This window comes from Streptomyces sp. B21-105 (assembly GCF_036898465.1).
GTDB lineage: Bacteria > Actinomycetota > Actinomycetes > Streptomycetales > Streptomycetaceae > Streptomyces.
Genome location: NZ_JARUMJ010000001.1, coordinates 5,731,476 through 5,744,774, shown reverse-complemented (window position 1 = coordinate 5,744,774; position 13,299 = coordinate 5,731,476). Strand labels below are relative to the sequence as shown.

The 13,299-nt window shown below is 71.5% G+C and carries 12 protein-coding genes and 1 pseudogene; 6 read left to right on the top strand and 7 right to left on the bottom strand.

What is annotated here, in order from left to right:
• The 3 genes from QA802_RS26030 to QA802_RS26020 form a co-directional block, all read right to left on the bottom strand.
• Positions 1–1,125: a quaternary amine ABC transporter ATP-binding protein gene (locus tag QA802_RS26030; RefSeq protein ID WP_334527229.1), complete on the bottom strand. Its 1,125-nt coding sequence runs from the start codon at positions 1,123–1,125 to the stop codon at positions 1–3.
• Positions 1,125–2,654, bottom strand: a complete 1,530-nt coding sequence (locus QA802_RS26025) for a GMC family oxidoreductase (RefSeq protein WP_334527226.1) — start codon at positions 2,652–2,654, stop codon at positions 1,125–1,127. The genes QA802_RS26030 and QA802_RS26025 overlap by 1 nt, the downstream gene beginning before the upstream one ends.
• Positions 2,655–2,764: 110 nt before the next feature.
• Positions 2,765–4,303, bottom strand: coding sequence for an aldehyde dehydrogenase family protein (locus QA802_RS26020; RefSeq protein ID WP_334527223.1), 1,539 nt, complete (start codon positions 4,301–4,303; stop codon positions 2,765–2,767).
• 248 nt (positions 4,304–4,551) lie between these two features.
• On the opposite strand from QA802_RS26020, the gene QA802_RS26015 reads away from it, so the two are divergent.
• The gene (locus QA802_RS26015; RefSeq protein WP_334527220.1) at positions 4,552–5,394 is read left to right on the top strand and encodes a helix-turn-helix domain-containing protein; all 843 of its coding nucleotides are present in this window, start codon (positions 4,552–4,554) and stop codon (positions 5,392–5,394) included.
• On the top strand, positions 5,376–5,573 hold the full coding sequence (locus tag QA802_RS26010; RefSeq protein ID WP_334527217.1) for a DUF397 domain-containing protein: 198 nt from the start codon (positions 5,376–5,378) through the stop codon (positions 5,571–5,573). The genes QA802_RS26015 and QA802_RS26010 overlap by 19 nt, the downstream gene beginning before the upstream one ends.
• A gap of 71 nt (positions 5,574–5,644) precedes the next feature.
• Here the strand turns inward: QA802_RS26010 and QA802_RS26005 are convergent, their stop codons facing one another.
• From QA802_RS26005 to QA802_RS25990, 4 genes are all read right to left on the bottom strand, one after another.
• Entirely contained in the window at positions 5,645–6,634 is a 990-nt protein-coding gene (locus tag QA802_RS26005; RefSeq protein ID WP_334527214.1) for a malate dehydrogenase, read from the bottom strand.
• Positions 6,635–7,036: 402 nt separating this feature from the next.
• The gene (locus QA802_RS26000) at positions 7,037–7,495 is read right to left on the bottom strand and encodes a helix-turn-helix domain-containing protein (protein WP_334527211.1); all 459 of its coding nucleotides are present in this window, start codon (positions 7,493–7,495) and stop codon (positions 7,037–7,039) included.
• A 226-nt stretch (positions 7,496–7,721) separates the two neighbouring features.
• Positions 7,722–8,309: a DUF3017 domain-containing protein gene (locus tag QA802_RS25995; protein WP_334527208.1), complete on the bottom strand. Its 588-nt coding sequence runs from the start codon at positions 8,307–8,309 to the stop codon at positions 7,722–7,724.
• The gene (locus QA802_RS25990; RefSeq protein WP_319164409.1) at positions 8,299–9,153 is read right to left on the bottom strand and encodes a bifunctional methylenetetrahydrofolate dehydrogenase/methenyltetrahydrofolate cyclohydrolase; all 855 of its coding nucleotides are present in this window, start codon (positions 9,151–9,153) and stop codon (positions 8,299–8,301) included. The genes QA802_RS25995 and QA802_RS25990 overlap by 11 nt, the downstream gene beginning before the upstream one ends.
• Before the next feature lie 348 nt (positions 9,154–9,501).
• On the opposite strand from QA802_RS25990, the gene QA802_RS25985 reads away from it, so the two are divergent.
• From QA802_RS25985 to QA802_RS25970, 4 genes and pseudogenes are all read left to right on the top strand, one after another.
• Positions 9,502–10,107 (top strand): hypothetical protein, encoded by a 606-nt coding sequence (locus QA802_RS25985; protein WP_334527203.1) that lies wholly within the window; start codon positions 9,502–9,504, stop codon positions 10,105–10,107.
• A gap of 268 nt (positions 10,108–10,375) precedes the next feature.
• A pseudogene (locus tag QA802_RS25980) lies at positions 10,376–11,121 on the top strand (FHA domain-containing protein).
• A 35-nt stretch (positions 11,122–11,156) separates the two neighbouring features.
• Positions 11,157–12,704, top strand: a complete 1,548-nt coding sequence (locus QA802_RS25975) for a serine/threonine-protein kinase (RefSeq protein ID WP_334527197.1) — start codon at positions 11,157–11,159, stop codon at positions 12,702–12,704.
• A 141-nt stretch (positions 12,705–12,845) separates the two neighbouring features.
• Positions 12,846–13,247, top strand: coding sequence for a hypothetical protein (locus tag QA802_RS25970; RefSeq protein WP_334527194.1), 402 nt, complete (start codon positions 12,846–12,848; stop codon positions 13,245–13,247).
• The last annotated feature ends 52 nt before the right edge of the window (positions 13,248–13,299 follow it).

Below are 13,299 nucleotides of genomic sequence, written 5' to 3'. Positions count from 1 at the left end.
TCAGACCGCCTCCTTGCGGAGCTCCGTCCCGGCCACGACGTCCAGGAGCCGTTCATGATCGACGACCCCCAGACACCGGCCGTTCTCCACGACGCACGCGGGTTTGTGGCTGCGCGACACGACCTGGATCGCCTCGGCGACCACCGCGTCGGCGGCGAGCGCGCCCGGGTGGCCGGGGCCGCCGCACTCGCCGGCCCGCATGGCCCGCCGGACCGTCATGACCTGCTCGCGCGGGACGTCGCGGACGAACTCGCGGACGTAGTCGTCGGCGGGCGAGCCGACGATCTCCTCGGGGGTGCCGAGCTGCACCACCTGGCCGTCGCGCATGAGGGCGATGCGGTCGCCGAGCTTCAGGGCCTCGCTGAGGTCGTGGGTGATGAAGACCATCGTGCGGCCCTCCTCCCGGTGCAGCCGGACGACCTCCTCCTGCATGTCGCGCCGGATCAGCGGGTCGAGGGCGCTGAACGGCTCGTCGAAGAGCAGGACCTCGGGGTCCACGGCGAGCGCGCGCGCCAGTCCGACGCGCTGGCGCTGCCCGCCGGACAGCTCGCTGGGCCTGCGGTGCTCCATGCCCTCCAGGCCCACCTTCTCGACGACCTGCCGGGCCCGGGCGCGCCGCTCGGCCTTGCCGACGCCCTGGATCTCCAGGCCGTAGGCCACGTTGTCGACGACGGTGCGATGCGGGAGCAGGCCGAAGTGCTGGAAGACCATCGCGGCCCGGTGCCGGCGCAGTTCGCGCAGCCGGTTCTTGTCCATGGCGCGCACGTCCTCGCCCTCCATGGCGATCCTGCCTGCGGTCGGCTCGATGAGCCGGGTCAGGCAGCGGACGAGGGTGGACTTGCCGGATCCGGACAGGCCCATGACGACGAAGACCTCGCCCTTGCGCACGTCGAAGGAGACGTCCCGGACGGCGGCGGTGCAGCCGGTGCGGGAGCGGAGCTCCGCGGGGGGCAGCGAGGTCAGTTCGGGATCGGCGGGGACGCTCTCGGCCTTCGGGCCGAACACCTTCCACAGGCCGTCCACCGAGAAGACCGGCGGACGCTCCTCGATGGCCGTAGGGGCGCTCGTGTCGGTGCTCAAGGTGGTCGTGTCGGTAGGGGTGTCGGTGCTCGGGTCGGTACTCATCAGGCATTGCCTCCGATCAGGTCCACGGCCCGTTCGCCGACCATCAGCACGCCGATCATCGGGTTCACGGCTGTCATGGTCGGGAACACGGAGGCGTCCGCGATGCGGATGCCGTCCAGTCCACGGATTCGCAACTGGGGGTCAACTACGGCTAGTTCGTCGTCGGCGGCGCCCATCTTGCAGGTGCCGGCCGGGTGGTAGACGGTGTGCGCGACCTTGCGCGCGTACTCGCTCAGCTCCTCGTCGCCCGTGATGTGCGGGCCGGGGGCGACCTCGCGCCCCAGCCAGCCGGCCAGCGGCTCGGTCTTCGCGATCTCGCGGGCGATGCGGATGCCGTCGACGAGGGTGCGGGCGTCGTAGTCGCCCTCGTCGGTGAAGTAGCGGAAGTCCAGGGCGGGCTTGACGGCCGGGTCGGCGCTCCGCAGGGAGAGCCGGCCGCGGGACTTCGGCTTGGGGATGTTGGGGGTCATCGACACGCCGTGCGCGGGGCGTTCGTAGCCCAGCCGCTCGGGGTTGTCGGTGAAGGGGACCTGGTAGAAGTGGAACATCAGGTCGGGGCCCCGGTGTTCGGGGTCGCGGCGCACGAACAGGCCGGCGTCGGAGTCCATCGCGGAGTTCTCCGGGAGCGGGCCGTGGGTCTCCCAGACGATGACCGACTCGGGGTGGTCGAGCAGGTTCTCACCGACGCCGGGCAGGTCGTGGACGGCGGGGATGCCGAGCGCGTCCAGGTCGGCCTTGGGGCCGACGCCGGAGTGCAGCAGCAGCCGGGGCGTGTCGATCGCGCCGGCGCAGAGCACGACCTCGCGCCGGGCGCGGACGAGGATCTCCTCGCCGTCCCGGGTGCGCACGTGCACGCCCCGCGCGCGCGTGCCGTCCAGCTCCAGCCGGTACGCCCAGGTCTCCAGGAGGATCGTCAGGTTGGGCCGTTCGTCCATCACCGGGTGGAGGTAGGCGACGGAGGCGGACGACCGCTTGTTGGTCTCGGGGTGGTAGGCGAGGTCGAAGAAGCCGACGCCGTCGTCGAAGGGCTTGCTGTTGAAGCCCTCGACGCGGGGCACTCCGGTCGCCTGCCGCGCGGCGTCGACGAAGTCGCGGGCGATGGGGTTCCGGTCCTTCTCGTCGACCGGGACGATGTTGTTCAGCAGGCGCGCGTAGTACGCCTCCATCGGGACCGCGCCCCAGCCCTCGGCGCCCGCCGCCTCCCACTCGTCGAAGTCGGACGGCAGCGGCTTGAACGCGATGAGCGTGTTGTGGGAGGAGCAGCCGCCGAGGACGCGGGCCCGGCTGTGCCGGATGTGGGAGTTGCCGCGCGGCTGCTCGGTGGTCGGGTAGTCGTAGTCGAGTTCGCCGCCGAGCAAACCGGTCCAGCGGCGCAGGGTGAGGACGTCGTCGCGGCCGACGTCGCTGGGGCCGCCCTCGATGACGGCGACGGTGGTGTCGGGGTTCTCGGTGAGCCGGGACGCGATGACGGAACCGGCGGTTCCGCCGCCGACTATCACGTAGTCATAGACGGGTGAGCTCTCTGGCATGGGGGGTACTCCAGGGGCGTGCGAAGTCTGTGCGAAGTGCGTTCGGGGCGAAATGCGTTCGGGGCGGGAGACGGCCGGGCTCTGCGGGGACTGCGGGGCCTGCCGGCCGGTCAGCCCGCGAACCAGCGGACGGGCTTCGGCGCGAGGTTCTGGTAGACGTGCTTGGCCTCGCGGTACTCGGCGAGTCCGGCCGGGCCGAGTTCGCGGCCCACGCCGCTCTTGCCGAAGCCGCCCCACTCCGCCTGCGGCAGATAGGGGTGGAAGTCGTTGATCCAGACGGTGCCGTGCCGCAGTCGGCCGGCGACCCGCCGCGCGCGGCCGGCGTCGGCGGTCCAGACGGCGCCCGCGAGGCCGTACTCGGTGTCGTTGGCGAGAGCGACGGCCTCGTCCTCGGTGCGGAAGGTCTCGACGGTGAGGACCGGTCCGAAGACCTCCTCCCGCACGACGCGCATCTCGCGGTGGCAGCGGTCGAGGACGGTGGGCTCGTAGAAGTAGCCCGACCCGGGCCGCTGCGGGGAGGGTTCGGGCCGCCTGCCGCCGGACCGCAGCACCGCGCCCTCGTCGAGCGCGGAGGCCACGTACTCCTCGGTCTTGGCGCGCTGCTGCTCGGAGACGAGCGGGCCGCACTCGACGCCGTCCTCGGTGCCGCGGCCGAGCCGGATCTTCCCGGCCCGGCGGGCGAGTTCGGCGACGAAACGATCGCGGACCGACTCCTCGACGATGAGCCGGGAGCCCGCCGAGCAGACCTGCCCGCTGTGGATGAAAGCCGCGTTGAGGGCCTGGTCGACGGCGGTGTCGAACCCCTCGTCGGTGGCGCAGGCATCGGCGAAGACCACGTTGGGGTTCTTGCCGCCGAGTTCGAGGGCGACCTTCTTGACGGTGGGCGCGGCGGCCTGCGCGACCTTCGTCCCGCTGACCAGGCCGCCGGTGAACGACACCAGGTCGACGTCGGGGTGTTCGGCGAGCCGGGCGCCGACCGTGTGGCCGGGTCCGGTGACGATGTTCGCGACACCGGCGGGCAGCCCCGCCTCGGCGAGCAGGTCGATCAGCGCGACCGTGGTCAGCGGCGTGATCTCGCTCGGCTTGACGACGAACGTGTTGCCGGCCGCCAGCGCCGGGGCGATCTTCCAACTCGCCTGGAGAAGCGGGTAGTTCCAGGGCGTGATCAGCGCGCACACGCCGACCGGCTCATGGACGACGACGCTGTGGACGTCGGCCGATCCCGCGTCCACCACCCGGCCCGACGGCTCGGCGGCCACCAGGCCCGCGAAGTAGCGGAAGGCGTCGGCGACGCAGTCGATGTCGACGCGACCCTCTTCGACCGTCTTGCCCGCGTCCCGGCTCTCCAGCAGGCCGAGCCGTTCACGGTCGCGGACGAGGAGGTCGGCGACCCGGTGCAGCAGGGCCGCGCGCTCGGCGGCGGGGGTGTGCGGCCACTCGCCCGCGTCGAAGGCGGCACGGGCGGCCGCGACGGCCAGGTCGGTGTCCTTCTCGTCGCCTTCGGCGACCACGGCGAAGGGACGGCCGTCCGCGGGGTCGACGATCTCGCGCGTGGCGCCGGAGACGGCTTCCCGCCACTCTCCGCCCGAGTGAATCGTCCAGTGCTCCCGCAGCTCCGGCGTGTACAGCGGTTCGGTCCTGTCGGCCATGATCGGCGTTGCCTTCCGTTCCTGTTCCGTCCCCCTACGTCACCCGCGGGTCACTCGGGAGACCGCGTCCACCTGCCCCCGGCCTTCGATTGCATGCGCAATTCGCGGCCGAAAGTGCGCCGCGTCACGGAACTTGCTCGCATAAATGGACAAATAGTACCGGGGTGAGCGAGTGGGCCGAACTCCACGGAGGGTTGGATTACTCTTTGTGTTCCCGTCGCCACTCAGAGACGCGAAGGAGTCGCCCCATGCCTGCGAGACGAGTGGTCACCGGCCGCAGTCAGCAGCCCCGCAAACGCTTCGCGGAGGAACTGCGGCTGCTGCGCAACGGCCGCGGCGAGAGCCTGCGGGAACTGTCCGAACGCCTGGGCTGGGACTCGTCCACCCTCGGCAAGATGGAGAGCGGGACGAACCTGGGCAGCCCTGAGGTCGTCGAAGCCCTGGACACGCACTACGGAACACCGGGACTGCTGCTGGCCCTGTGGGAAGTCGCGATGGGCGACAACAGCCAGTTCAAGGAGCAGTACCGCAGGTACATGGACCTGGAGGCGGAGGCGCTGAGCCTGTGGCACTACGGCGTGTCCGCACCGCCTGGGCTGCTCCAGACGCCTGCCTACGCACGCGAAGCGCTCACCGCGGGTGGCCTGTTGGGGGACGAGCTGGATCAGCAAGTCGAAGCACGGATGGGGCGACGGAAGTTGCTGGAGGAGAAGGGTGCGCCAAAGTTCCGTGCCATCTTCTCGGAGGCGGTGTTGCGCACCCGGCTCAGGGACGCACAGGCGTGGCGGGATCAGCTGGAGCACCTGGTAGCGGTCTCCGAGCGGCCGGGGATCACCCTCCATGTCCTGCCGTTCAGCGCCGGTCCTCACCCGCTGATGAACACCTCGATGATGTTCCTTCGCCTGCCCGACGCCCGTACCGTGGCCTACACGGAGAACGACGTGCGAGGCGAACTGATCGAGGAAATCGGCTCGGTCGAGGAGCTGCAACATGCGTACGATTCGGTGCGCGACCTGGCGCTTTCTCCGGCCGAGTCGCAGAAGTTCATCACGCGGATGTTGGAGGAAGTGCCGTGCGAGCCCTCGACCTGAGTCAAGTGACCTGGCGCAAGTCCAGCTACAGCAACACCACCGGCGGCGAATGCCTCGAAGTCGCCGATCACATCCCGGCCGTCGTCCCGGTCCGGGACAGCAAGAACCCCGAGCGCGGGGCGGTCCTCTTCGGGCTCGGCGCGTGGGCGAGCTTCGTGGACGCCCTCAAGCAGAGCTGAACGCGCAGGCGAACGCGAGCGATCCCCGGACGGTCGGACCGTCCGGGGATCGCTTTGCGTTCAGGTCAGGCTCAGATCAGGCCGAGGGCGCGGACCGCCTCGCGCTCCTCCGCCAGCTCCTGCACCGACGCGTCGATGCGGGAGCGGGAGAAGTCGTTGACCTCGAGGCCCTGGACGATCTCGTAGACGCCGCCCTTCACCGTGACCGGGAAGGAGGAGATCAGGCCCTCCGGGACGCCGTAGGAGCCGTCCGACGGGATGCCCATGGAGGCCCAGTCGCCCTCGGCGGTGCCGTTGACCCAGGTGTGGACGTGGTCGATGGCGGCGTTGGCGGCGGACGCGGCGGAGGACGCGCCACGGGCCTCGATGATGGCCGCGCCGCGCTTGGCGACGGTCGGGATGAAGTCCTCGGCCAGCCACTTCTCGTCGTTCACGACCTCGGCGGCGTTCTTGCCGGCGATCGTGGCGTGGAAGATGTCCGGGTACTGGGTGGCCGAGTGGTTGCCCCAGATCGTCAGGCGCTTGATGTCGGCGACCGTCGAGCCCGTCTTCTTCGCGAGCTGGGTCAGCGCGCGGTTGTGGTCGAGGCGGGTCATCGCGGTGAAGCGCTCGGCCGGTACGTCCGGCGCGGCGGCCTGGGCGATCAGGGCGTTGGTGTTGGCCGGGTTGCCGACGACGAGAACCTTGATGTCGTCCGCGGCGTGGTCGTTGATGGCCTTGCCCTGCGGCTTGAAGATGCCGCCGTTGGCCTCGAGGAGGTCACCGCGCTCCATGCCCTTGGTGCGCGGGCGGGCGCCGACGAGAAGGGCCACGTTGGCGCCGTCGAAGGCGACGCTGGCGTCGTCGGTGATGTCGATGCCCTGAAGCAGCGGGAACGCGCAGTCGTCCAGCTCCATGGCGGTGCCCTCGGCGGCCTTGAGCGCCGGGGTGATCTCCAGCAGGCGCAGCCTGACGGGCACGTCCGCGCCGAGCAGCTGGCCGGAGGCGATGCGGAAGAGCAGGGCGTAACCGATCTGGCCGGCCGCGCCGGTCACGGTGACGTTCACGGGAGTGCGGGTCATGGCGTTCTCCGTATGACAGCTGTCGGTGGGGCGTCCCTGCCCCGGGTGGGACGTACAAATGATCGATCTCTTGGTATCAAGAGATCCGATCAGCGGTCAGGCTATCGCGCATCCGGGAGGCCCGACGTCCGGGGCTTGTGTGGCCCGCTTCACAGAATGCGTCTCGGCCTACGGGAGACCCGCACGACGCGGCGGCCGCCGGTCCGGGAGAGGGGGATCGGCGGCCGCCGTGTGGGGGTGCCGGGTCGCGCCGGACTCCCGTGGGGGTTACGGGTCCGCCTTCCCGGAGCGGAGGCGGCTATTCCTGCGCGGAGCGCTTTTTCTCAGGACGGTTCTGCCCGCGCCCGTTTCAGGGCGTGCGCGGCGCCGGCCTCGGGGCGTCGGCGGAGTCGTGACGGCCGCTCAGCCGAAGGCGACCGCGCCGCCGACGGCTGCGAGGAGCAGCGCCAGCAGGAGCAGGGCAGCGTAGAGCAGGAGCCGTCCGACCGGTCCGGGCGCGGGCTGCGGGGCGGGCTCCTCGAGCCGGTCCCACCAGGGGATCGTCGGATCGTCCTCGTAGGCCTCGGCCGGGCTGGCCGGCGTCGGCCGTGGCCAGGCCTCGACCGCCAACTCCCAGCGCACGACGTGCCGTTCGGCCTCCGCTCCGACCAGTCCCGCGACCCGGCACAGCGCAGCGACGGCCTGCCGGGGCGGCGGCTGGACGGCGTTGAGATACCGCTGCCAGGACGACTTGCTGTACGCGGTGCGCGCGCCCAGCGCGGCGAGGCTGAGGCCCGTACCGTCCTTGAGCTGCCGCAGCTGTTCCACGAAGTGCCGTACCTCCGACGGCAGCCCGTCCGGCAGCGGCTGCCAGGCGCCCATCCCACCCACCTTCCCTTCGGTCCGTTGAGGGGACGACGCGGGGCGGCCCCTCGGTTCCCCGGCCGGGGGCGACTGTGGCAGGGCGCGCGCACGATGGCGGAACGGTCACTTCCGTGCCACAGCGTCCGGACAGCTGTTGAACAGGTTGTTCGTGATGAGGGAGCGTGGAACGCGTCGGCGGCCCGTCCTTCTCGGGGGATGAGGACGGGCCGCCGTTCGCGTGCCGTCAGCTGCTGCTGACCGTGAAGTGCAGGGTGTCCTTGAGGAACGGGATCTGCAGCCACGGACCGGGCTGCGCCATCAGCGCCAGCAGGACGATGACCGTGCCGAGCACTCCGTAGGTCACGATGTCGGTGAAGCGGGAGCGCACCGCGAGCATGCCGACGCCGGGCAGCGTCCAGCGCAGGACCGCGCCGGTCAGCAGACCGACGCCGATCAGGATCGTGCCGACCCGGAACTGGCCGAGCGCGGTCACCAGCAGACCGAGCGCTGCGATGCCCAGCACGGCGATGATCGGCCACTGCCGGGCGGCCAGCGCGTCGCCGGGCGCGGCCCGCCCGGCGCCCTCGGGACGCGCGGTGTCCCGGGTGAACTTGGGGAAGCGGCGGGTGGTGCGGCGCGGCACACCGTCGGCGTCGGGCGCACTGATCGGATCCCGCACCTCGATGTCGTCGCCGTCGGCCACAGTGCCGCCGCCGTTGACACGGTCGTCGGTGCCGCCGATGCCGTCGGTGCCGCCGATGCCGCCGATGCCGCCGATGCCGCCGGTGCCGTCCATGCCGTCGGGCTTTCCGGAGCCGCCGTCAGCCGACACTGCGCTCCGCCGCCTCGACCACGTTGACGAGCAGCTGGGCGCGGGTCATCGGGCCCACCCCGCCGGGGTTCGGGGAGATCCAGCCGGCCACCTCGCGGACGTCCGGGTGGACGTCGCCGACGATCTTCCCCTCCGCGCTGCGCGAGACGCCGACGTCGAGCACGGCCGCGCCCGGCTTGACGTCCTCGGCCCGCACCAGGTGGGCCGAGCCGGCGGCGGCGACGATGACGTCGGCCCGCTTCAGATGCGCCGACAGGTCCCGGGTACCGGTGTGGCACTGCGTCACCGTCGCGTTCTCGCTGCGCCGGGTCAGCAGCAGCGGCATCGGCCGGCCGATGGTGACGCCGCGGCCGACGACCACGACCTCCGCGCCCTTGATCTCGACGCCGTACCGGCGCAGCAGCGTGAGGACGCCATTGGGTGTGCACGGCAGCGGGGCGGGCTCGCCCAGCACCAGCCGGCCGAGGTTCATCGGGTGCAGGCCGTCGGCATCCTTCGCCGGGTCCATCAGCTCCAGGATGCGGTTCTCGTCGATGCCCTTGGGCAGCGGCAGTTGCACGATGTAACCGGTGCAGGTGGGGTCGTCGTTCAGTTCGCGGACGACCGCCTCGATCTCCTCCTGGGTGGCCGTGTCCGGCAGTTCGCGCTGGATGGAGGCGATGCCGACCTCGGCGCAGTCGCGGTGCTTGCCGGCCACGTACTTCTGGCTGCCGGGATCGGCGCCGACGAGGATCGTGCCGAGTCCGGGCGTCACGCCCTTCTCCTTCAGCGCCGCCACGCGGGCGGTCAGCTCGGACTTGATCTCGGCCGCGGTGGCCTTGCCATCGAGAATCTGGGCGGTCATGGTCCCATCCTCGCGGATGACGGCCTCCCGGTTCCAATCCGGGTGAACCCGTACGGGGACGTCGGGCGGGGTGACAGGGGTGCGGACGGGACGAGGGCGGCCTGCGGGCGGCCGCGGACGTGCCGAGGACGACTGCGGGCGACCGCGGCGGGCATGATCGCCGATGTTGCACTTGCACAACACATGTTCATTGCCTCGGAATGCCGCTGGACAACAAACCGGCCATTGCAGAACGATTGACGGCACAGTGCCGCGGGCAGTACCGGGGGGACGAACCGCATCTGTAGAACCTTCCTCCGAGCCAGGCCGCGCGTCCCCGCACTCGAATGCAACGGAGGAAGGACCGCCATGAGTTTCGGCGACCCGAACAACCCCTACGGCCCGCCCCAGGGCCAGCCGCCCGGCTACCCGCCGCAGGGCCAGCCGCCCCAGCAGCCCGGCTACGGCTACCCCACCGCTCCCCAGGGCCAGCCCGGCTACGGCTACCCGCAGGCCCCGCCGGTCCCCCAGGGTTACGGCTACGGCTTCCCGCAGGAGATGCCCGGCCTGGTGAAGACCGCCCGGGTGCTGCTGTTCATCACCGCGGGCTTCCAGTTCCTGGCCGGCGTGTTCATCGGCATCCTGGCCGGCGCCGCACAGGACACGACCAACGCGTTCGGGTCCGGCGACGACAGCAGCACGGCGACCGGCCTCGTCATCGCGATCGCGCTGCTGATGCTGGCGCTGGGCAGCCTGTCGATCTTCCTGGGCGTCAAGTTCAAGACCGGCCGCGGCGGCATCCGCGTCACCACGATCGTGTACAGCGCGCTGATGATCCTGGGCAGCCTCGCCAACATCGTGAACGGCGCCGGCGGTTCGGGCACCTTCGGAGGCGTCATCTCGCTCGCCTTCGGCGGCATCATCCTCTCCGCGATGATCAGCGGCGGAGCCTGGTTCAGCCGTCCGCGCTACTGACCGCGGGCGCGCTGCCGACCGCTCGGGAACCGGAGGCGCGATGAACCGGTCTGAGCGCCGCAACGGCGTCTTCTCGTCACTCCCCGAGGGGGCCGTGTCACCACGTGACACGGCCCCCTCCCGTGTGTCGGCACCTGTCGACGCGCGTCCCGCACGTCGGCGCCCGACCACGCCACGGAAAGCCTCGTGGTCCGTGCGGAGCCTCCGTTAATCTGCCCCCCTCGGGCTGGGGGCTCGCCCCCAGGCATCGGAGGAGGGGGACGACTCCATGTACAGCCTCATCGTCGTGCCACCGCCGTGTGACGGCGCAGCCGAACAGATCAGGGTCTCCACGGGGAACGGCTGACGTTCGGCAGAGCCGCTGCCGCCGACGGCGGCGGCCTCGTCATCGCTCACGCGGGAGTCCCCCGGGCCGCCGGGGAGATCACCGCGCACCGCTCGTTCTGGCTGCTCAGCAACCACAGCGAGGACCAGACCTACGTGGTGGAGAACCCGGAGGGCGCGGGCGAGCACATGAAGGTGGCGCCGGGCCGCCAGGAAGCGCCCGTACCGTTCGAGTTCTCGCGCGTCGTCCTGCCCGCCGGCGGCGATCTGCTCGCCTTCGAGGTCTGGGCGCCATGCCACGCCTTCCGCAGCGTCGCCCGCCACGGACTGTCCGGGGACCGCACCGCCAAGGCGTTCTCCCTCGACCGCACCAAACGGTACTTCGCGGTCCTGGCCGCCCTGTGCGAGCCGCGTCTGCGCGGCGAACCGCACGCCCCGCCGCCCGCCGTGGAACAACTCGTGGACCGTTTGCGGCCCGTCTGGCCCGGGGTCAGCCGCTCCGCCGTGTACTGGAACGTCGACTACCTCGCGGTCAAACTGCGGCTGCGGCCCGACGCGGACGTGCAGGAGCCCGGCCGGCGCTTCAACGGCCGGAAGGAGTCGCTGGTGTCCCTGGCGCTCCGGTTCGACCTGGTCCGCGAGGACGACCTCAGTGTGCTCACCACGTCCCTGAGCGGTGCGGTCCGGTGACCGGCCGGACGCGCGGATGCCACGAGCCGCACACCGTGCCCGTCCCGAAGGGCTACCGGGTCGGCCGCTGGGAGGTGCGCGAGCCCCTCGCGTCCGGCTCCTTCGCGACCGTGTACGCGGCCCGGAACACCCGGCCCGGCGCCGCACTGCCGCCGGTCGCGGCGCTGAAGTTCCTGCCGACCGGCACGCGCACCCCCCGCCAACTGCACCACCTGCGGGAACTGGCCGCACGCGAGGTCGAGTTGCTCCAGCGGATCCGCGCACCCCGGCTGATCCGCATGCACGAGACGCTCACCGTCGAGGACCCGGACCGTCCCGAACTCGACGGCGCCACCGTGCTCGTCCTGGAGCGGGCCGAGGGCTCTCTGGACGCCCTGCTCGACCGCGATCCGGTCCCGGAAGCCGGACCCGCGCTGCTCGCCCAGGTCTGTGCGGGCCTGAGCCAGCTGCACCGTGCCGGCTGGGTCCACGGCGACCTGAAACCGGGCAACGTCCTGCTGATGAAGGACGGTTCGGTACGCCTGGCCGATTTCAACACGGCCGCCGAACTCGAAGGCACCCACGCCTACTCGCTCGCCTTCGCCACCCAGGACTACACCCCGCCCGAACTGCTGTGGCCCGAGGTCAGCGAACGCGGCACGCCGGTCCGCCCCACCGCCGACGTCTGGGCCTACGGGGTCCTGGCGCACGTGGTCCTCACCGGCTCGTACCCGTTGCCGGGCGCGTCGGCCGAGGCCCGTAGCGACGCGGCGGTGCGATACGCCCGGGGCGCTGAGGAACTGCGCCTCTCGCCCCGGCTCCCGGCCGGCTGGCGGCAGATCGTCACCGACTGCCTGTCCCGCACCCACCGGGACCGGCTCGTCCATGACACCGGCGCGCTCCTGCGCCGCGTGGAGGCGGCGGCGGGCGTCACCGACTCCACCCGCCAGGCCCCTCCCGCCCGCCAGGCCCGCCAGGCCCGTCCGGCCCGTCCGGCCCGTCCGGCACGCCCGGCTCTTCTGGCCCTTCTGGCTCTTCTTGCCCGGTTACCCCGTCTGGCTCGCCTGGGCCGCCTCTACCGCCTGCTCCGCTCGCCCTGGTTGCGCACGCGCGGACGGCGCAGGCCCGCCCTGGTCGGCGCTGTCGCCGTCGCCGGGGCGCTCCTGGCCGCCGCCGGGGGCGTCACGTACGCGGCCCTGCGGGACGCCGGCCCGTCGTACGGCTACCACCGCTGCCCGTACGCGTCCGTGTGCTTCTTCAGCGAGCAGAACGGCAACGGCGAGATGTGCGCGTGGGAGGGCAGCGACCCCGACTGGCTGTCCGGCCGGGAAACCTGCATGTGGACCGCCGACCGCCCGGTGAGGTCGATCTACTACAACGCCGACGACTCCACGGACCTGGGCGGCGTCGCCTACTACCGGGGCCGCGACTACACCCCCGTCGGAGTGGACGTCACCCGCCCCCGCAGCCGCTTGCGCACCGGATGCACCTCCCAGCGCGCCCAGGGCAATCTGGCCGGCACGTACGCGCCCCTGTCCCACCGGCTCATCGCACACTGCGGGGACGGGGGCGACGGACGGAACCCCACACCGCCGAGCCGGTGACGAGGTCACGCGCGGGACCGGCGAACCTGGAAAGTTACAGGGACCCCTCCGGCGCCGGGCCGCCTAGTCTGAGCGCGATCGACTGCGCAGAGCGACCGACTGCACAGAGCACAAGGCCTCCGACGAACAGGGGAAAAGATCATGTCCGCACACACGGTGCGCAAGGCGGCCGTCACCCTCACTGCGGCGTTCACTCTCGCGAGCGCGGGCGTCCTGGCCGGCGGTACCCCCGCGAGCGCCGCGAGCTGCTATGACGGCGCGAGCTACTTCTCCGGCGAGAGCCGCTACCACCCCAGCTCCGGCACGTACACGACGACCTCCCGCTGCAACGACATCAACGTCAAGATCGCCAACCTCCTGATCACCCCGTACCGCAACGTCAAGGTGTGCTTCTACCCGAGCTCGTCGCCCTCGTACTGCCAGAGCAGCTACACGAGGGTCGACAGCGACTGGACGGTCGTCGCCACCGACGTGCGGGACGGCACCCGGTACCGGCTCCTGTTCGAGAACAGTTCCTGGGTGCAGGCCTACCGGGCCGCCTGAACAGGCCGCCGGCCGGGCAGCATCGCCCGCCGACCGGCACCCGCACAAGCAC

What these genes read in the sequence shown, in the direction of transcription:
- QA802_RS26030 (WP_334527229.1), bottom strand. Translation starts at nt 1,125, where the DNA reads ATGAGTACCGACCCGAGCACCGACACCCCTACCGACACGACCACCTTG.
- QA802_RS26025 (WP_334527226.1), bottom strand. Translation starts at nt 2,654, where the DNA reads ATGCCAGAGAGCTCACCCGTCTATGACTACGTGATAGTCGGCGGCGGA.
- QA802_RS26020 (WP_334527223.1), bottom strand. Translation starts at nt 4,303, where the DNA reads ATGGCCGACAGGACCGAACCGCTGTACACGCCGGAGCTGCGGGAGCAC.
- QA802_RS26015 (WP_334527220.1), top strand. Translation starts at nt 4,552, where the DNA reads ATGCCTGCGAGACGAGTGGTCACCGGCCGCAGTCAGCAGCCCCGCAAA.
- QA802_RS26005 (WP_334527214.1), bottom strand. Translation starts at nt 6,634, where the DNA reads ATGACCCGCACTCCCGTGAACGTCACCGTGACCGGCGCGGCCGGCCAG.
- QA802_RS26000 (WP_334527211.1), bottom strand. Translation starts at nt 7,495, where the DNA reads ATGGGCGCCTGGCAGCCGCTGCCGGACGGGCTGCCGTCGGAGGTACGG.
- QA802_RS25990 (WP_319164409.1), bottom strand. Translation starts at nt 9,153, where the DNA reads ATGACCGCCCAGATTCTCGATGGCAAGGCCACCGCGGCCGAGATCAAG.
- QA802_RS25985 (WP_334527203.1), top strand. Translation starts at nt 9,502, where the DNA reads ATGAGTTTCGGCGACCCGAACAACCCCTACGGCCCGCCCCAGGGCCAG.
- QA802_RS25970 (WP_334527194.1), top strand. Translation starts at nt 12,846, where the DNA reads ATGTCCGCACACACGGTGCGCAAGGCGGCCGTCACCCTCACTGCGGCG.